The organism is Leucobacter sp. OLIS6 (assembly GCF_002752355.1).
Classification (GTDB): domain Bacteria; phylum Actinomycetota; class Actinomycetes; order Actinomycetales; family Microbacteriaceae; genus Leucobacter.
This window is the reverse complement of sequence record NZ_MRAV01000016.1, coordinates 17,950-33,636: the sequence shown is the minus strand read 5'-3', so window position 1 is coordinate 33,636 and position 15,687 is coordinate 17,950. Positions and strand designations below refer to the sequence as shown.

25 protein-coding genes are annotated in these 15,687 nt (G+C 66.6%); all 25 read left to right on the top strand.

The genetic code is table 11. The features are described from left to right. Positions 1-16: 16 nt before the first annotated feature. The 25 genes from BMH31_RS14225 to map all read left to right on the top strand — a co-directional run bounded on the left by BMH31_RS14225 (position 17) and on the right by map (position 15,601). Positions 17-1,816, top strand: coding sequence for a nucleoside-diphosphate sugar epimerase/dehydratase (locus BMH31_RS14225; RefSeq protein ID WP_099723157.1), 1,800 nt, complete (start codon positions 17-19; stop codon positions 1,814-1,816). Next, positions 1,813-2,901 (top strand): UDP-phosphate alpha-N-acetyl-D-fucosaminephosphotransferase, encoded by a 1,089-nt coding sequence (locus tag BMH31_RS14220; RefSeq protein WP_241898314.1) that lies wholly within the window; start codon positions 1,813-1,815, stop codon positions 2,899-2,901. The genes BMH31_RS14225 and BMH31_RS14220 overlap by 4 nt, the downstream gene beginning before the upstream one ends. 382 nt (positions 2,902-3,283) lie before the next feature. Further along, complete coding sequence (rpsJ, locus tag BMH31_RS14215) at positions 3,284-3,592, top strand: 30S ribosomal protein S10 (protein ID WP_010156393.1); 309 nt, start codon at positions 3,284-3,286, stop codon at positions 3,590-3,592. Positions 3,593-3,606: 14 nt separating this feature from the next. Continuing rightward, positions 3,607-4,263, top strand: a complete 657-nt coding sequence (gene rplC / locus BMH31_RS14210; protein ID WP_046456186.1) for a 50S ribosomal protein L3 — start codon at positions 3,607-3,609, stop codon at positions 4,261-4,263. Positions 4,264-4,266: 3 nt separating this feature from the next. Next, positions 4,267-4,920: a 50S ribosomal protein L4 gene (gene rplD, locus BMH31_RS14205; RefSeq protein ID WP_099723156.1), complete on the top strand. Its 654-nt coding sequence runs from the start codon at positions 4,267-4,269 to the stop codon at positions 4,918-4,920. Continuing rightward, positions 4,917-5,216 (top strand): 50S ribosomal protein L23, encoded by a 300-nt coding sequence (gene rplW, locus BMH31_RS14200; RefSeq protein WP_046456188.1) that lies wholly within the window; start codon positions 4,917-4,919, stop codon positions 5,214-5,216. Before rplD ends, rplW begins: the two co-directional genes overlap by 4 nt. 26 nt (positions 5,217-5,242) lie before the next feature. Next, a complete protein-coding gene (gene rplB / locus BMH31_RS14195; RefSeq protein ID WP_046456189.1) occupies positions 5,243-6,076 on the top strand; it encodes a 50S ribosomal protein L2 in 834 nt (277 codons plus the stop codon). 24 nt (positions 6,077-6,100) lie between these two features. After that, positions 6,101-6,382 carry a 30S ribosomal protein S19 gene (rpsS, locus tag BMH31_RS14190; RefSeq protein ID WP_046456190.1) on the top strand — a complete coding sequence of 94 codons (282 nt, stop codon included), beginning with the start codon at positions 6,101-6,103 and terminating at the stop codon, positions 6,380-6,382. A 26-nt stretch (positions 6,383-6,408) separates the two neighbouring features. Next, entirely contained in the window at positions 6,409-6,792 is a 384-nt protein-coding gene (gene rplV / locus BMH31_RS14185) for a 50S ribosomal protein L22 (protein ID WP_046456191.1), read from the top strand. Continuing rightward, complete coding sequence (gene rpsC / locus BMH31_RS14180) at positions 6,793-7,554, top strand: 30S ribosomal protein S3 (protein WP_046456192.1); 762 nt, start codon at positions 6,793-6,795, stop codon at positions 7,552-7,554. It begins immediately after the preceding gene. Between the two features lie 2 nt (positions 7,555-7,556). Further along, complete coding sequence (rplP, locus tag BMH31_RS14175; RefSeq protein WP_046456193.1) at positions 7,557-7,976, top strand: 50S ribosomal protein L16; 420 nt, start codon at positions 7,557-7,559, stop codon at positions 7,974-7,976. Further along, on the top strand, positions 7,976-8,284 hold the full coding sequence (gene rpmC / locus BMH31_RS14170) for a 50S ribosomal protein L29 (protein WP_046456194.1): 309 nt from the start codon (positions 7,976-7,978) through the stop codon (positions 8,282-8,284). Before rplP ends, rpmC begins: the two co-directional genes overlap by 1 nt. A 2-nt stretch (positions 8,285-8,286) precedes the next feature. After that, positions 8,287-8,559: a 30S ribosomal protein S17 gene (gene rpsQ, locus BMH31_RS14165; protein WP_046456195.1), complete on the top strand. Its 273-nt coding sequence runs from the start codon at positions 8,287-8,289 to the stop codon at positions 8,557-8,559. Positions 8,560-8,590: 31 nt separating this feature from the next. Then, positions 8,591-8,959 carry a 50S ribosomal protein L14 gene (rplN, locus tag BMH31_RS14160; protein WP_046456196.1) on the top strand — a complete coding sequence of 123 codons (369 nt, stop codon included), beginning with the start codon at positions 8,591-8,593 and terminating at the stop codon, positions 8,957-8,959. 3 nt (positions 8,960-8,962) lie between these two features. Continuing rightward, positions 8,963-9,325, top strand: a complete 363-nt coding sequence (gene rplX / locus BMH31_RS14155) for a 50S ribosomal protein L24 (RefSeq protein ID WP_099723155.1) — start codon at positions 8,963-8,965, stop codon at positions 9,323-9,325. Further along, positions 9,325-9,891 (top strand): 50S ribosomal protein L5, encoded by a 567-nt coding sequence (gene rplE / locus BMH31_RS14150; protein WP_046456198.1) that lies wholly within the window; start codon positions 9,325-9,327, stop codon positions 9,889-9,891. The genes rplX and rplE overlap by 1 nt, the downstream gene beginning before the upstream one ends. A 116-nt stretch (positions 9,892-10,007) precedes the next feature. Beyond that, positions 10,008-10,406: a 30S ribosomal protein S8 gene (gene rpsH / locus BMH31_RS14145; protein WP_099723154.1), complete on the top strand. Its 399-nt coding sequence runs from the start codon at positions 10,008-10,010 to the stop codon at positions 10,404-10,406. 7 nt (positions 10,407-10,413) lie between these two features. Beyond that, on the top strand, positions 10,414-10,950 hold the full coding sequence (rplF, locus tag BMH31_RS14140) for a 50S ribosomal protein L6 (protein WP_099723153.1): 537 nt from the start codon (positions 10,414-10,416) through the stop codon (positions 10,948-10,950). A gap of 2 nt (positions 10,951-10,952) precedes the next feature. Further along, entirely contained in the window at positions 10,953-11,327 is a 375-nt protein-coding gene (gene rplR / locus BMH31_RS14135) for a 50S ribosomal protein L18 (RefSeq protein WP_099723152.1), read from the top strand. Then, the gene (gene rpsE, locus BMH31_RS14130) at positions 11,324-12,031 is read left to right on the top strand and encodes a 30S ribosomal protein S5 (protein WP_046456202.1); all 708 of its coding nucleotides are present in this window, start codon (positions 11,324-11,326) and stop codon (positions 12,029-12,031) included. The genes rplR and rpsE overlap by 4 nt, the downstream gene beginning before the upstream one ends. Further along, entirely contained in the window at positions 12,031-12,219 is a 189-nt protein-coding gene (gene rpmD / locus BMH31_RS14125; RefSeq protein WP_046456203.1) for a 50S ribosomal protein L30, read from the top strand. Before rpsE ends, rpmD begins: the two co-directional genes overlap by 1 nt. Continuing rightward, complete coding sequence (gene rplO / locus BMH31_RS14120) at positions 12,216-12,677, top strand: 50S ribosomal protein L15 (protein WP_099723151.1); 462 nt, start codon at positions 12,216-12,218, stop codon at positions 12,675-12,677. The genes rpmD and rplO overlap by 4 nt, the downstream gene beginning before the upstream one ends. A gap of 169 nt (positions 12,678-12,846) precedes the next feature. Next, the gene (secY, locus tag BMH31_RS14115; RefSeq protein ID WP_046456205.1) at positions 12,847-14,166 is read left to right on the top strand and encodes a preprotein translocase subunit SecY; all 1,320 of its coding nucleotides are present in this window, start codon (positions 12,847-12,849) and stop codon (positions 14,164-14,166) included. Then, the gene (locus BMH31_RS14110; protein ID WP_099723150.1) at positions 14,163-14,765 is read left to right on the top strand and encodes an adenylate kinase; all 603 of its coding nucleotides are present in this window, start codon (positions 14,163-14,165) and stop codon (positions 14,763-14,765) included. Before secY ends, BMH31_RS14110 begins: the two co-directional genes overlap by 4 nt. Continuing rightward, complete coding sequence (gene map, locus BMH31_RS14105) at positions 14,762-15,601, top strand: type I methionyl aminopeptidase (RefSeq protein WP_256382383.1); 840 nt, start codon at positions 14,762-14,764, stop codon at positions 15,599-15,601. Before BMH31_RS14110 ends, map begins: the two co-directional genes overlap by 4 nt. Positions 15,602-15,687 lie beyond the last annotated feature (86 nt).

The following is a 15,687-nucleotide window of genomic DNA, read 5'->3' as shown; positions in this document are numbered from 1 at the left end:
TCGAGAAGGGGGCGAAGTGCCGCTCACTGCCACCCAACGCGTCGCGCACTTCCTGAAGCAGTACGGCCTGCTCTACCTGGGGGACTGCCTCGCCTGGGCGGTTGGCATCCTCGCTGCGCTCGTGCTCCGGTTCGACTTCGACCTGTCGCGGATCCACTGGGGTTCCACTCCGCTGCTGATCCTCTTCACCTGGGTGCTGCAGCTCATCGGGGGCTGGGTGTTCTGGCTCTACCGTTCGCGGTACGAGATCGGCGGCTTCGACGAGGTGCGTGCCGTCGTGCTCGAGATCACCGCGGTCACGGTGATCGCCTGGCTGTTCGCGTACCTGATCGGCTACTCCAACGGAATCCCGCGCAGCACGATGATCATCGCCGCACCTATCGCGTTCAGCGTCATGGGCGTGCTGCGCTATCTGAAACGGCTCGGCGCCGAACAACGGGCGAAGCCCGGACGCAGCGCCGAGCGGGTGCTGCTGTACGGCTCCGGCTACCTCGGCGCCCAGACGGCCAAGCGACTGCTGACCGACGCGGAGTCGGCGCTGCTCCCCGTAGGCTTCCTCGACGACGACGTCGAGAAGCGCAACCACGAGGTGCGCGGCGTGCGCGTGCACGGCGGCTTCGGCGATCTGGCCCGCGTGGTGGAGGAGACGGGCGCGACGGCGATCATGGTCTGCATCGGCGATGCCGATGCCTCCCTGCTCCGACGCATCGACGAGGCCGCGGATCGAATCGGCATCAGGGTCATGGTGCTTCCCTCGCTCGAGCAGCTCCTGCAGAACGCCTCCGCCATCTCGGACGTGCGCGACATCTCCATCGAGGATCTGATCGGTCGGCACCCCGTCCGCCTCGAGATGGCGTCCATCGCCGAGTACCTGCAGGATCGCGTCGTGCTCGTGACCGGTGCCGGAGGATCGATCGGGTCCGAGCTCTCGCGGCAGCTGGCCCGGTTCGCGCCGCGTGAGCTGATCCTGCTCGATCGGGACGAAACCGCTCTGCAGACGGCGCAGCTGTCGATCAGCGGGCACGGGCTGCTCGATACCCGTGATGTGGTACTCGCCGATATCCGTGACGCGGATGCGCTGCAGCAGATCTTCGCCGAGCGGAAGCCCGAGGTGGTGTTCCACGCGGCGGCGCTGAAGCACCTCCCGATGCTGGAGCAGTACCCCGAAGAGGCGTGGAAGACCAATGTCCAGGGCACGCTCAACGTGCTGCGCGCCGCGCAAGCGGTCGGTGTGGACACCTTCGTCAACATCTCGACCGACAAGGCGGCGAATCCGACGAGCGTGCTCGGGCATTCGAAGCGCGTCGCCGAGAAGCTGACCGCCTGGATGGCGCAGGAGACGGGGGAGCGGTACCTCTCGGTTCGCTTCGGCAATGTGATCGGCAGCCGGGGGTCCATGCTCCCCACTTTCGCGGCGCTCATCGAGTCCGGCGGACCGGTCACCGTGACCCATCCCGATGTCACACGCTTCTTCATGACGATCCCCGAGGCCTGCCAACTGGTGGTCCAGGCGGGCGGCATCGGTCGCCCGGGCGAGGTGCTGATCCTCGACATGGGCGAGCCGGTGCGGATCCTCGACGTCGCGCAGCGCATGATCGCTCAGTCGGGCAAGCCGATCGAGATCGTCTTCACCGGGCTCCGGCACGGCGAGAAGCTGCACGAGGAACTGGTCGCCCTGGGCGAGGGCGACGAGCGCCCCTTCCACCCGAAGATCTCGCACGCGCACGTCGACGTCCTCGCACCCGACCGGCTCGACCACGACGGTTGGGTGGCGCGCCTGGACCTCACCGACGAGGCCGAGGAGCGCGTCCGGTGAGCCCCGCCCTCGCCGCAACGCTCGTCGCCGGCACCACGCTGCTGCTGAGCCTGCTGCTGCCGTTCGCGGTGCGCCCGCTTCTGGTCCGGCTCGGGATCATGGACGTCCCGAACGAACGCTCCTCGCACTCGCGTCCCGTGCTGCGCGGTCTCGGTCTGGCGGTGCTCATCGCGATGCTCGTCGGGGGCTTGCTCGGTGTGGTGCTGCTCCGAGGCGGTCGTTCATTCGGCGACCGCTGGGACCTGCTGCTGGTCATCGTGCTTGCCTCGCTCGCGGCCGGGATTCTCGGCCTCGGAGAGGACCTCCACGGGGTGAGCGTGCGCGCGCGGAGCATCTGGCTCATCCTGATCGCCCTGGCGGGGCCCGGTGTGCTGCTGCTGCTCGCATCGCGCCCTCCGCTGCCGGGCGCGAGCTTCGGCTGGGTCAACGGCAGTGCGGCGGTACCGCTCCAGCTCGAGTGGTGGAGCGCGATCCTCCTGCTGCTCTACGCGATGCTGTTCGTCTCTGGCTACATCAACGTCGCCAACTTCGTCGACGGTCTGAACGGGATCAGCGGTCTGCACGGGGTCATCGCCGGTCTCGCCTTCGCGGCGGCAGGGTGGATGACGGGGCTCGGCTGGCTGGTGCTGGCGGGCCTCGTGCTCGCCGCCGGCTTCGCCGGCTTCCTCCCGTGGAACCTCACGAAGCCGGGCGCGTTCCTCGGCGACGTCGGCAGCTACCTGCTCGGCGGTGCGGTCGCGATCACGAGCTTCGCCGCACTGCTCTCCGGCGTGCCGCTGCTCGCCACCATCGGTCCGATGGTGATCACCTTCGGTGACGTGGGGGTCACGCTCGTGAAGCGGGTCCGCGAGGGCAAGCGCTGGGACGAGCCGCATAAGGAGCACACCTACCAGCGGATCGAGCAGCGGGGCTACTCGCACCTGCAGGCGTCGCTGCTCGCCGCAGGGTGCACGCTGCTCACCTCCCTCCTCGGCCTGGGATCGCTGTTCGTCGGACTCGGCGGAGCGCTCCTGCTCTTCGCCGGCGGACTCCTCGTCCTCCTCGTCTACCTGGCACTGCCGCGCCTCCTCCCCGCCCGCGCCTAGCCCGAGGTCAGGTCTTCGCGTCGCGGCTCGAACGCGATCCCGAGCCGCGACACGCCCGGGTTGCACGATGCGTGAACCCCGTGCGAGAATAGACAGGTTCAGCATTCCCCGCCTGTGCGGGGATCACTGCCAGGCAGTGCATCACCACCGCGGTCAGCCGCGGGTCCGGTGAGGCCGCGGGGAGCGAACACCAGCCCGCATGTCGCACGTCGGCCAGACGAGAGTCCGGCCGTCTTCGCATGTGTGCGGGCTTTGACAGGTGAACAGAGACCCAGCATTCGTTCGTTCAGATCGGGGTGCCAGGGCGCTGGTACGCAAGACGTCCAATGCCGCGCAGCCGAGAGGCGGCGCGGTACGACGCAAGTAGAAAGTAGAGAGTCACATGGCGGGACAGAAGATCCGCATTCGACTGAAGTCGTATGACCACGAGGTCATCGACAGCTCCGCGCGCAAGATCGTCGACACGGTCACCCGTGCAGGCGCGACCGTTATCGGCCCCGTGCCGCTCCCGACGGAGAAGAACGTGATCGCAGTGATCCGTTCGCCGCACAAGTACAAGGACAGCCGCGAGCACTTCGAGAAGCGCACGCACAAGCGCCTGATCGACATCGTCGATCCCACTCCCAAGGCCGTCGATTCGCTCATGCGTCTCGACCTTCCGGCCGATGTCAACATCGAGATCAAGCTCTAAGGGGGGATCTGAGAATGTCGCATCTGAATCGCAACGTCAAGGGTCTCCTGGGCACCAAGCTCGGCATGACGCAGGTCTGGGACGAGAACGGCAAGGTCGTTCCCGTCACCGTGATCGAGGTGGCCCCCAACGTGGTCACCCAGATCCGCACCGCTGAGGTCGACGGCTACAGCGCCGTGCAGATCGCCGCCGGGCAGATCGATCCCCGCAAGGTGAACCAGCCCACCGCTGGCCACTTCGCGAAGGCCGGCGTCACCCCGCGTCGCCACCTCACCGAGGTGCGCACCGCGGACGCAGCCGACTACTCGCTGGGCCAGGAGCTCACCATCGATGGCACCTTCGAGGCCGGTCAGAAGATCGACGTCGTCGGCACCTCGAAGGGCAAGGGCTTCGCCGGCGTCATGAAGCGTCACAACTTCTCCGGCGTCTCGGCTTCGCACGGCGCACACCGTAACCACCGCAAGCCGGGTTCGATCGGCGGCGCCGCGACCCCCGGTCGCGTGTTCAAGGGCCAGCGCATGGCCGGTCGCATGGGTGGCGAGCGCGTCACCGTGCAGAACCTCACCGTGCACGCGGTCGACGCCGAGAAGGGTCTCATCCTGATCAAGGGTGCCGTTCCCGGTGCGCGCGGCCGTCTCGTATTCGTTCGCAACGCTGTGAAGGGGGCGTAGTTCATGGCTACCGCAACCAAGCTCCAGGTGCTCGACGCGAAGGGCAAGAAGGCCGGCGAGGTCTCGCTGCCCGAGTCGCTCTTCGGCGCCGAGACCAACGTCCCGCTGATCCACCAGGTCGTCACCGCGCAGCTCGCTGCTCGACGCCAGGGGACGCACAAGACCAAGAACCGCGGCGAGGTCTCCGGTTCGGGCGTCAAGCCGTTCAAGCAGAAGGGCACCGGCCGCGCTCGTCAGGGTTCGGTCCGCGCTCCTGAGCACCGCGGCGGCGGCGTCGTGCACGGCCCCGTGCCGCGCGATTACTCGCAGCGCACCCCCAAGAAGATGATCGCGGCAGCAATCCGCGGCCTCCTCTCGGACCGCGCTCGTGCGAACCGCCTGCACGTTGTCGAGTCGTTCGGCATCGCAGACAAGCCCAGCACCAAGGCCGCTCGCGAGTTCCTCGCGAACGTCGCCCCCGGCAAGCGCGTTCTCGTGGTCATCGGCCGCGACGACGAGCTCACCGTGCTGAGCGTCCGCAACCTGCCCGGCGTTCACGTCATCGCCTGGGATCAGCTCAACGCCTACGACGTGGTCGTCAGCGACGATCTCGTCTTCACCAAGGGCGCCTACGACGCATTCGTCGACGGACGCGCCGCTGAGGAGGTCTCGAAGTGAGCCTGAACAAGAACGTGCACGACGTCATCATCCGACCGATCGTCTCGGAGAAGAGCTACGGGCTCATCGACGCCAACGGACAGTACACCTTCGAGGTGCAGCCGACGGCCAACAAGACCGAGATCAAGCTCGCCATCGAGCAGGTCTTCGGGGTGAAGGTCGACAAGATCAACACGCTCAACCGCAAGGGCAAGACGCGCCGGACCAAGTTCGGCATGGGCAAGCGCAAGGACACCAAGCGCGCCATCGTCACCCTGAAGTCGGGCTCCATCGACATCTTCACGGCTGCGCTGTAGCTCGGAAGCGAAGAGAGAAGACACACATGGCTATTCGTAAGTACAAGCCGACGACCCCCGGTCGTCGCGGTTCGAGCGTCGCCGATTTCGCTGAGATCACGCGTTCGACCCCCGAGAAGTCGCTGCTCCGTCCGCTGCCGAAGACCGGTGGCCGCAACAACCAGGGCCGCATCACCACCCGCCACATCGGTGGTGGCCACAAGCGCCAGTACCGCGTCATCGACTTCCGTCGGAACGACAAGGACGGCGTGAACGCGAAGGTCGCTCACATCGAGTACGACCCCAACCGTACGGCTCGCATCGCGCTCCTCCACTTCGAGGACGGCACCAAGCGCTACATCATCGCACCGAACAAGCTGAAGCAGGGCGACATCGTCGAGTCGGGTCCGGCCGCCGATATCAAGCCCGGCAACAACCTGCCGCTGCGCAACATCCCGACCGGTACCGTGATCCACGCGATCGAGCTGAAGCCGGGCGGGGGCGCGAAGCTCGCGCGTTCCGCAGGTTCGTCGGTTCGCCTCGTGGCGAAGGACGGCCCCTACGCCCAGCTGCGTCTGCCCTCGGGCGAGATCCGCAACGTCGACGTGCGCTGCCGCGCGACCGTCGGCGAGGTGGGCAACGCCGAGCAGTCGAACATCAACTGGGGCAAGGCCGGCCGTATGCGTTGGAAGGGCGTCCGCCCGACCGTCCGCGGTGTCGTCATGAACCCGGTCGACCACCCCCACGGTGGTGGCGAGGGCCGTACCTCGGGTGGTCGTCACCCGGTCAGCCCCTGGGGTCAGAAGGAAGGCCGTACGCGCCGTCCCAACAAGGAAAGCGACAAGCTCATCGTTCGTCGCCGTCCCCGCGGTAAGCACTAGTCGGCAGGTAGGAGAGAGTAGAAGATGCCTCGTAGTCTCAAGAAGGGCCCCTTCGTCGACAACCACCTGCTCGGCAAGGTGGTTTCGCAGAACGAAGCTGGCACCAAGAACGTGATCAAGACCTGGTCGCGCCGCTCGATGATCATCCCGGCCATGCTGGGTCACACCATCGCGGTGCACGACGGTCGCAAGCACATCCCGGTGTTCGTCACCGAGACCATGGTCGGTCACAAGCTGGGCGAGTTCGCCCCGACCCGCACCTTCCGTGGTCACGTGAAGGACGACAAGAAGGGCCGTCGCCGCTAACGCGGTGACGTGAAGGAGGAAGAGAAATGGTGGAGTCGATCGCACGCGTGCGTCATATCCGCATCACCCCCCAGAAGGCCCGTCGTGTTGTTGACCTGATCCGCGGCAAGAACGCGCAGGAGGCCCTGGCCATCCTGAAGTTCGCCCCGCAGGCAGCATCGGAGCCGATTTTCAAGCTCGTCGCCTCGGCGATCGCGAACGCTCGCGTGAAGGCCGACAACGAGAACCTTCGTCTCAACGAGGACGAGCTGGTCATCGCTCGTGCATTCGTCGACGAGGGCGCCACGCTGAAGCGGTTCCGTCCGCGGGCCCAGGGCCGCGCGTTCCGCATCAACAAGCGCACCAGCCACATCACGGTCGTGCTTCAGACCGCCGATGAGCTCGTGACCGCGAAGAAGGGAGCCAAGTAAATGGGCCAGAAGATTCATCCCTACGGCTTCCGCCTCGGGATCACGACCGACCACGTCTCGCGCTGGTTCTCGGATTCGACCAAGCCGGGTCAGCGGTACGCGGACTACCTCGCAGAGGACATCCGCATCCGCAAGCACCTGACCGAGCAGCTGGACCGCGCTGGCGTTTCCCGCGTCGAGATCGAGCGCACCCGTGACCGCGTCCGCGTGGACATCCACTCGGCTCGCCCGGGCATCGTCATCGGCCGCCGCGGCGCCGAGGCGGAGCGCATCCGCGCCGAGCTCGAGAAGCTCACCGGCAAGCAGATCCAGCTGAACATCCTCGAGGTCAAGAACCCCGAGGCCGATGCTCAGCTCGTCGCGCAGGGCATCGCCGAGCAGCTCGCTGCTCGCGTGGCGTTCCGCCGCGCGATGCGCAAGGGTCTGCAGGGCGCTCAGCGCGCCGGCGCCAAGGGCATCCGTATCCAGGTCTCCGGCCGTCTCGGCGGCGCCGAGATGAGCCGTTCGGAGTTCTACCGCGAGGGTCGCGTGCCGCTGCACACCCTTCGCGCGAACATCGACTACGGCTTCTACGAGGCGAAGACCACCTTCGGCCGTATCGGCGTGAAGGTCTGGATCTACAAGGGTGACCTCACGAACAAGGAACTCGCTCGCGAGCAGGCGGCCCAGAAGCCGTCGCGCGACCGCCGCGATGACCGCCGTCGCGCGCCCCGTGGCGCGCAGACCGAGGCTGCGCCCGTCGCAGCAGGAGCGGAGAAGTAAGCATGCTGATTCCCCGTCGAGTCAAGTACCGCAAGCAGCACCACCCGGGGCGCAGCGGTCGTTCGAAGGGCGGCAACACGGTCGCGTTCGGTGAGTTCGGCATCCAGGCCCTCACCCCCGCGTACGTGACGAACCGCCAGATCGAGTCGGCCCGTATCGCCATGACCCGCCATATCAAGCGTGGCGGCAAGGTGTGGATCAACATCTACCCGGATCGTCCCCTGACGAAGAAGCCCGCGGAAACCCGCATGGGTTCCGGTAAGGGCTCGCCCGAGTGGTGGGTCGCAAACGTCAAGCCCGGCCGCGTCCTCTTCGAGGTCGCTGGTGTTGATGAGCAGCTCGCTCGTGAGGCGCTCACCCGCGCCATCCACAAGCTGCCGCTCAAGGCTCGGATTATCAAGCGCGAGGAGGGCGACGCGTAATGGCGATCGGAAGCAAGGAACTGGTCATCAGCGAGCTCGACACCTTCGAGGACGAGCGTCTGGCTGAGGAGCTCAAGAAGGCCAAGGCGGAGCTGTTCAACCTGCGGTTCCAGTCGGCCACCGGCCAGCTCGAGAGCCACGGGCGCGTGCGTCAGGTGAAGCGCGACATCGCGCGCATCTACACCGTGCTCCGCGAGCGCGAGCTCGGGATCCGGGCCACGCCCGCTCCCGCGGCTCCCGCGAAGGCGAAGAAGAGCAGCAAGAAGACCGAGCAGGCGGACGCCGCCGCTGAGACGAAGGAGGCCTAATAATGGCTGAGGTCGAGAAGGAACAGCGCGGCTACCGTAAGGCCCGCCGCGGCTACGTCGTCAGCGACAAGATGGACAAGACCATCGTCGTCGAGGTCGAGGATCGCGTGAAGCACCCGCTCTACGGCAAGGTCCTGCGCCGTTCGTCGAAGGTCAAGGCCCACGACGAGCAGAACACCGCAGGCATCGGCGATCTCGTGCTCATCCACGAGACCCGTCCGCTGAGCGCCTCGAAGCGCTGGCGCCTCGTCGAGATCCTCGAGAAGGCGAAGTAAGCCCTCGGGCTTACTGAGTAAGGAGTAAGAAGTGATTCAGCAGGAATCCAGGCTCAAGGTTGCCGATAACACCGGCGCCAAGGAGCTGCTCACCATCCGCGTGCTCGGTGGTTCGAGCCGCCGCTACGCCGGCCTCGGGGACACCATCGTCGCGACCGTCAAGGACGCGATCCCGGGCGGCAACGTGAAGAAGGGCGACGTCGTCAAGGCTGTTGTCGTTCGTGCGAAGAAGGCGACCCGTCGTGCCGACGGTTCGTACATCAAGTTCGACGAGAACGCCGCCGTCATCCTCAAGGCCGACGGGGAGCCCCGCGGCACCCGTATCTTCGGACCCGTCGGTCGCGAGCTTCGCGACAAGCGGTTCATGAAGATCGTCTCGCTCGCACCGGAGGTGATCTAGTCCATGGCTAGCAAGATCAAGAAGGGTGACCTCGTCGAGGTCATCTCGGGCCCGTCGCAGGAGCGCGGTGGCTACAAGGGCAAGCAGGGTCACGTCATCGCGGTCCTGACCGAGACCGACCGTGTGGTCGTCGAGGGCGTCAACTACGTCACCAAGCACGTGAAGCAGGGCCAGTCGGCTCGCGGCACCAACGAGGGAGGGATCGAGACCGTCGAGGCCCCGATCCACATCTCGAACGTCGCGATCGTCGATCCCGAGACCAAGAAGCCGACCCGAGTCGGTTTCCGCACCGAAGAGGTGGAGAAGGGCGGCAAGAAGAAGACCGTCCGCGTCCGCTTCGCCAAGAAGTCTGGGAAGGACCTCTGATGTCTGAGACGGCAACGAAGATCCAGCCGCGCCTCAAGCAGAAGTACCGTGCCGAGATCGTTCCGGCGCTCCGCGAGGAGTTCCAGTTCGAGAACGTCATGCAGGTTCCCGGCCTGGTCAAGGTCGTCGTGAACACCGGCGTCGGCGAGGCAGCTCGCGACAGCAAGGTGATCGAGGGCGCAATCGCGGACCTCATCAAGATCACCGGCCAGAAGCCGAAGGTCACGACCGCCCGCAAGTCCATCGCTCAGTTCAAGCTGCGCGAGGGCCAGGCCATCGGCGCGCACGTCACCCTCCGCGGTGACCGCGCGTGGGAGTTCCTGGACCGTCTGGTCAACCTCGCACTGCCGCGCATCCGCGATTTCCGCGGCCTGTCGCCCAAGCAGTTCGACGGGAACGGCAACTACACCTTCGGTCTGACCGAGCAGAGTGTGTTCCACGAGATCGATCAGGATAAGATCGATCGGGTGCGTGGTTTCGACATCACCGTCGTGACCACCGCGAAGACCGACGACGAGGGTCGTGCGCTGCTCAAGGCGCTCGGCTTCCCGTTCAAGGCCGAATAACAACTGAATAGTCCAAGTGGCGCGGGTGCCCCGGTCTCCGGGGCACCTTCGCCGCGTCACCCAGGTCGCCAGCCGTGTCCGGCTGCGCGATACCAGGCGAGAAAGAAGAGTCACTCATGACGATGACTGATCCGGTCGCAGATATGCTGACCCGGCTGCGCAACGCAAACTCTGCGCACCATGACGACGTGTCGCTCCCCGGCTCCAAGCTGAAGGAGCGGATCGCGGAGATCCTCAAGCGCGAGGGCTACATCGCGGATTGGAAGGTCGAGGACGCCCGCGTCGGCACCACCCTGACCCTGTCGCTGAAGTACGGCAGCAACCGCGAGCGCTCCATCGAGGGCATCAAGCGCGTCTCCAAGCCCGGCCTCCGGGTGTACGCGCGCTCCACCGAGATCCCGAGCGTGCTCGGCGGCCTCGGCATCGCGATCCTGTCCACCTCCTCGGGGCTCCTCACGGACCGCGAGGCCGAGCAGAAGGGCGTGGGCGGAGAAGTTCTCGCCTACGTGTGGTAATTCCGACATGTCACGTATTGGAAAGCTTCCCATTGCCGTTCCCGGCAGTGTCAACGTCTCGATCGACGGCCAGACGGTCACGGTCAAGGGCCCGAAGGGCGAGCTGACGCTCGTCGTCGCCGAGCCCATCCGCGTTGCGCTGGAGGACGGCCAGGTGCTGGTGACCCGGCCCGATGACGAGCGCGACTCGCGTGCGCTCCACGGCCTGACCCGCACCCTCATCAACAACGACATCGTCGGCGTGACCGAGGGCTACTCCAAGCAGCTCGAGGTCGTCGGCACCGGCTACCGCGTGCAGCAGAAGGGCGCCGGCCTCGAGCTCGCGCTCGGCTTCTCGCACCCGGTCAACGTCGAGGCTCCCGAGGGCATCACGCTGTCCGTCGAGGGCAACACCAAGATCACCGTGAGCGGTATCTCGAAGCAGGCTGTCGGCGAGGCCGCTGCCAACATCCGCAAGCTGAAGAAGCCGGAGCCCTACAAGGGCAAGGGCATCCGCTACGCGGGCGAGAACGTCCGTCGCAAGGCAGGAAAGGCTGGTAAGTAACCATGGCCGCTAGTATTTCCCGGGCCAAGGGCCGTTCGGCTGCGCGTATCCGCCGCCACACCCGCCTGCGCAAGAAGATCGTCGGCACGGAGGTCCGCCCCCGTCTCGTCGTTACCCGCTCGTCGCGTCACGTGTTCGTCCAGGTCGTCGACGACTCGAAGGGCCACACCGTGGCTTCGGCGTCGACGATGGAGGCGGACCTCCGCTCGTTCGAGGGCGACAAGACCGCCAAGGCTCGCCGCGTCGGCGAGCTCGTCGCCGAGCGCGCGAAGAGCGCCGGTGTCGAGGCAGTCGTCTTCGACCGTGGCGGCAGCAAGTACGCAGGCCGTGTCGCAGCAATCGCTGACGGCGCCCGTGAGGCAGGTCTGACGCTGTGAGCAACGAAACGAAGGAGCAGGAAGTGTCCGCAGAGGCGCAGGCTGAGACTCAGACTGCTGAGGCCCCGGCCACCGATCACCGCAACGAGCCCCGCGAGCAGCGCCGGGGGAGCCGCGACCGCGGCACCCGTGGCGAGCGCGGCGGCCGCGACCGCAACGAGAGCCAGTTCCTCGAGCGCGTCGTCACCATCAACCGCGTTTCGAAGGTCGTCAAGGGCGGCCGTCGCTTCAGCTTCACCGCGCTCGTCGTGGTGGGCGATGGCAACGGCACCGTCGGTGTCGGCTACGGCAAGGCGAAGGAGGTGCCTCTCGCCATCTCCAAGGGTGTCGAGGAGGCCAAGAAGAACTTCTTCCGCGTTCCCCGCGTCGGCAACACCATCCCGCACCCGGTGCAGGGCGAGGCCGCTGCCGGCGTCGTGCTGCTCCGCCCGGCCGCTGCCGGTACCGGTGTTATCGCTGGTGGCCCCGTCCGCGCCGTGCTCGAGTGCGCCGGTATCCACGATGTGCTGAGCAAGTCGCTCGGTTCCTCGAACACTCTGAACATCGTGCACGCGACCGTCGAGGCGCTGCAGCAGCTCGAGGAGCCCCGCTCCGTCGCAGCTCGCCGCGGTCTCGACTTCGACCGCGTCGCTCCGGCCCGCATCGTGCGCGCCGAGGCGAAGGCCGCGGCCGACGCTGCCGCCAAGGCGAAGGCAGGTGCGTAATGGCGAAGAGCCTGAAGATTACGCAGACGAAGTCCGTTATCAGCGAGAAGCAGAACCAGCGCGATACGCTGCGCAGCCTCGGTCTCCGCAAGATCGGCCAGTCGGTCGTTCGTGAGGACACCCAGGCCAACCGCGGCTACATCCGCGCGGTCGCTCACCTGGTCGAGGTTGAGGAGATCGACGCATGACCGAGAAGAACGAAGAGCGCGGCGACGTGCTCAAGGCGCACCACCTGCGCCCGGCAGCCGGTTCCAAGAAGGCCAAGACCCGCGTGGGTCGTGGTGAGGCGTCCAAGGGTAAGACCGCTGGCCGCGGCACCAAGGGCACCAAGGCCCGCTACCAGGTGAAGGCCGGCTTCGAGGGTGGGCAGATGCCGCTGCACATGCGCACTCCGAAGCTGCGCGGGTTCAAGAACCCGTTCCGCACCGAGTACCAGGTCGTCAACCTCGCGAAGCTCGCAGAGCTCTACCCGAAGGGTGGCGACGTCACCGTCGAGGATCTCGTGGCCAAGGGCGCGGTTCGCAAGAACCAGCCGGTCAAGGTCCTGGGCGACGGCGACATCCAGGTGAAGCTCACCGTTTCGGTCGACAAGGTCTCCGGCTCCGCTGAGCAGAAGATCGTTGCCGCCGGCGGCGAGATCAAGTAAGTCCGTCGACCTTCGGGTCGGCACGGCGCCCGGGGGCGGGGGACTTCGACGCAGTCGAAGCCTTCCGCCCCCGTTCGTATTTTCCCGACTTGCACGTCACGTGTAGGCTGGAGTATCGGTTCTCGTCGTGACGGCGAAGCCCTCGACGACGCCCTCAGGAGGCAAGGTTTTGTTCAGCGCCATCGGCCGGATCTTCCGGACGCCCGATCTGCGGCGGAAGATCCTCTTCACGCTCGCCATCGTCGCCCTGTTCCGCGTCGGCTCCTTCGTGCCGGCACCCTTCGTGAGCTACAGCAACGTCCAGGCCTGCCTCGCGGCGAACCAGGGCACCTCGGGGCTCTACGAGATGATCAACATGTTCAGCGGTGGAGCGCTGCTGCAGCTGTCGATCTTCGCGCTCGGCATCATGCCGTACATCACCGCTTCGATCATCACGCAGCTGCTCCGCGTCGTCATCCCGCACTTCGAGGCGCTGCACAAGGAGGGCCAGGCCGGTCAGGCCAAGCTCACCCAGTACACGCGCTACCTGACCATCGCGCTGGCGATCCTGCAGTCGACCACGCTCGTCACCGTCGCGCGGTCGGGCCTGCTGTTCGGCGCTTCGGCGAACCAGGCCTGCCAGAACCTCGTCTCGCAGGAGTGGTGGGCCGTGCTCATCATGATCCTGACCCTGACCGCCGGTACCGGCCTCATCATGTGGTTCGGCGAGCTCATCACCGAGCGCGGCATCGGCAACGGCATGTCGCTCCTCATCTTCACCTCGATCGCGGCGCAGTTCCCGAACTCGCTCTGGGCGATCAAGCAGGCCAAGGGCTGGGAGGTCTTCTTCCTGGTGCTCGGGGTCGGGCTCGTCGTGGTCGCCGCGGTCGTGTTCGTCGAGCAGTCGCAGCGTCGTATCCCCGTGCAGTACGCCAAGCGCGTCGTCGGGCGTCGCACCTATGGCGGATCGAGCACCTACATCCCCATCAAGGTGAACATGGCGGGCGTGATCCCGGTCATCTTCGCGTCCGCGATCCTGTACCTGCCGATGCTGATCGCGCAGTTCAACCAGCCCGGCATCGGCGAAGAGCCGAAGCCCTGGGTCGTCTGGATCTCGAACAACCTCGTGCAGGGCGATCAGCCGCTCTACATGCTGGTCTTCTTCCTCCTCGTGATCGGCTTCACGTTCTTCTACGTGCAGATCACCTTCAACCCGGAGGAGGTCGCGGACAACATGAAGAAGTACGGCGGCTTCATCCCGGGCATCCGCGCGGGCCGTCCGACCGCCGAGTACCTGAACTACGTGCTGAACCGCATCACCAGCGCAGGCTCCCTCTACATCGGCCTCATCGCACTGATCCCGCTCATCGCACTGTCGTTCTTCGGCGCGAACCAGAACTTCCCGTTCGGCGGATCCTCGATCCTCATCATCGTCGGCGTCGGCCTTGAGACCGTCAAGCAGATCGACGCCCAGCTGCAGCAGCGGCACTACGAAGGGCTCCTCAAGTGACCGAATCCCATCCCATCGCCCGACTGCTCATCGTCGGTCCTCCCGGAGCGGGCAAGGGCACGCAGGCCCAGCGCATCGTCGAGCGCTACGGTGTGCCGGCGATCTCCACCGGAGACATCTTCCGCGCGAACATCAAGGGCGGCACCGAACTCGGCAAGCGCGTCCAGGCCATCATCGAGGCCGGCGAGCTGGTGCCCGACGAGCTCACCAACGAGATCGTCGCGGATCGGCTCGGCCAGAGCGACGCGGCGAACGGGTTCCTGCTCGACGGCTACCCGCGCACGGTCGACCAGGTGCACGCGCTCGACGCCGTGCTCGACGCGCAGGGCGCGGCGCTCGACGCCGTCGTGCTCCTCGAGGCCGACACCGAAGAGGTCGTCGCCCGCCTGCTCAAGCGCGCGGCCGTCGAAGGACGCTCAGACGACACCGAAGAGGTGATCCGGCACCGCCAGGAGGTCTATGCGGCCCAGACGGCTCCGCTCATCGAACTCTTCTCGGCCCGGGGCATCCTCGTCGCGGTCGACGGCCTCGGCGGCATCGACGAGGTCTCCTCGCGCATCGCCGATGCTCTCGACGGGAAGCTGAGCGCCGTCAAGTGAGTCGTGGGATCCTGCGCCGTTCGATCTACAAGTCGCCCGCGCAGCTGCGCCTGATGCGCGAGCCCGGCCTTGCCGCTGCGGCTGCGCTGCGGGCGATGCGCGAGGCTGTGCGGCCCGGGATCACGCTGCTCGAGCTCGACGCGATCGCCGAGGACGCGATCCGCTCGCTCGGGGGAGCGCCCAACTTCATGCTGGAGCCCGGCTACCGGCACACGATCTGCGCGAACCTGAACGAGCACGTGGTGCACGGCATCCCGACCGACCATGCGCTCGAGCCCGGCGACATCGTCTCGCTCGACGTGGGCGCCGTCCTGGGCGGCTGGAACAGCGACGCGGCCATCACGGTCGCGCTGCCCGACCCGACACGGCCCGACCACACGTCCGAGATCGAGAAGCTGAGCCACGTGACCGAGCAGGCCATGTGGCGGGGCATCGCCCGGCTCGCCAGCGCGAAGCACGTGAACGAGATCGGCGACGCCGTCTCGAGCTACGTGCGCAAGCACAGCGACTACGGCGTGCTCGAGGACTACATCGGGCACGGCATCGGACGTCGCATGCACGAGGACCCGCCCGTCTTCAACGTGCCGGTCTCCCGCAAGGGGCCCGAGGTCCGGCCCGGACTCGTCGTCGCGATCGAACCGATCATCTCCGCCGGCGGCATCGACACGATCGTGCAGGACGACGACTGGACGGTGACCATCGCCGACGGATCGCTCAGCGCGCAGTGGGAGCACTCCGTCGCGGTGCACCCGGGCGGCATCTGGGTGCTCACCGCCGAGGACGGCGGGGCCGCCGGCCTCGAGCCGCTCGGTGTCACGCCCGTCCCCATCCCGTAGCCGGTCGACGGGCGTCAAGCCGACACGCTGATTCGCTTGTGATCCCGGGCGAGTTCGGTTAGGATTTCTCTTTGGTGCCTTGCGCC

What these genes read in the sequence shown, in the direction of transcription:
- rpsH (WP_099723154.1), top strand. Translation starts at nt 10,008, where the DNA reads ATGACGATGACTGATCCGGTCGCAGATATGCTGACCCGGCTGCGCAAC.
- rpmD (WP_046456203.1), top strand. Translation starts at nt 12,031, where the DNA reads ATGGCGAAGAGCCTGAAGATTACGCAGACGAAGTCCGTTATCAGCGAG.
- rpsS (WP_046456190.1), top strand. Translation starts at nt 6,101, where the DNA reads ATGCCTCGTAGTCTCAAGAAGGGCCCCTTCGTCGACAACCACCTGCTC.
- rplC (WP_046456186.1), top strand. Translation starts at nt 3,607, where the DNA reads ATGTCGCATCTGAATCGCAACGTCAAGGGTCTCCTGGGCACCAAGCTC.
- rplD (WP_099723156.1), top strand. Translation starts at nt 4,267, where the DNA reads ATGGCTACCGCAACCAAGCTCCAGGTGCTCGACGCGAAGGGCAAGAAG.
- rplO (WP_099723151.1), top strand. Translation starts at nt 12,216, where the DNA reads ATGACCGAGAAGAACGAAGAGCGCGGCGACGTGCTCAAGGCGCACCAC.
- rplX (WP_099723155.1), top strand. Translation starts at nt 8,963, where the DNA reads ATGGCTAGCAAGATCAAGAAGGGTGACCTCGTCGAGGTCATCTCGGGC.
- rplE (WP_046456198.1), top strand. Translation starts at nt 9,325, where the DNA reads ATGTCTGAGACGGCAACGAAGATCCAGCCGCGCCTCAAGCAGAAGTAC.
- rplB (WP_046456189.1), top strand. Translation starts at nt 5,243, where the DNA reads ATGGCTATTCGTAAGTACAAGCCGACGACCCCCGGTCGTCGCGGTTCG.
- rplV (WP_046456191.1), top strand. Translation starts at nt 6,409, where the DNA reads ATGGTGGAGTCGATCGCACGCGTGCGTCATATCCGCATCACCCCCCAG.
- rplR (WP_099723152.1), top strand. Translation starts at nt 10,953, where the DNA reads ATGGCCGCTAGTATTTCCCGGGCCAAGGGCCGTTCGGCTGCGCGTATC.
- rpsJ (WP_010156393.1), top strand. Translation starts at nt 3,284, where the DNA reads ATGGCGGGACAGAAGATCCGCATTCGACTGAAGTCGTATGACCACGAG.
- rplP (WP_046456193.1), top strand. Translation starts at nt 7,557, where the DNA reads ATGCTGATTCCCCGTCGAGTCAAGTACCGCAAGCAGCACCACCCGGGG.
- rpsC (WP_046456192.1), top strand. Translation starts at nt 6,793, where the DNA reads ATGGGCCAGAAGATTCATCCCTACGGCTTCCGCCTCGGGATCACGACC.
- rpsQ (WP_046456195.1), top strand. Translation starts at nt 8,287, where the DNA reads ATGGCTGAGGTCGAGAAGGAACAGCGCGGCTACCGTAAGGCCCGCCGC.
- rpmC (WP_046456194.1), top strand. Translation starts at nt 7,976, where the DNA reads ATGGCGATCGGAAGCAAGGAACTGGTCATCAGCGAGCTCGACACCTTC.
- rplF (WP_099723153.1), top strand. Translation starts at nt 10,414, where the DNA reads ATGTCACGTATTGGAAAGCTTCCCATTGCCGTTCCCGGCAGTGTCAAC.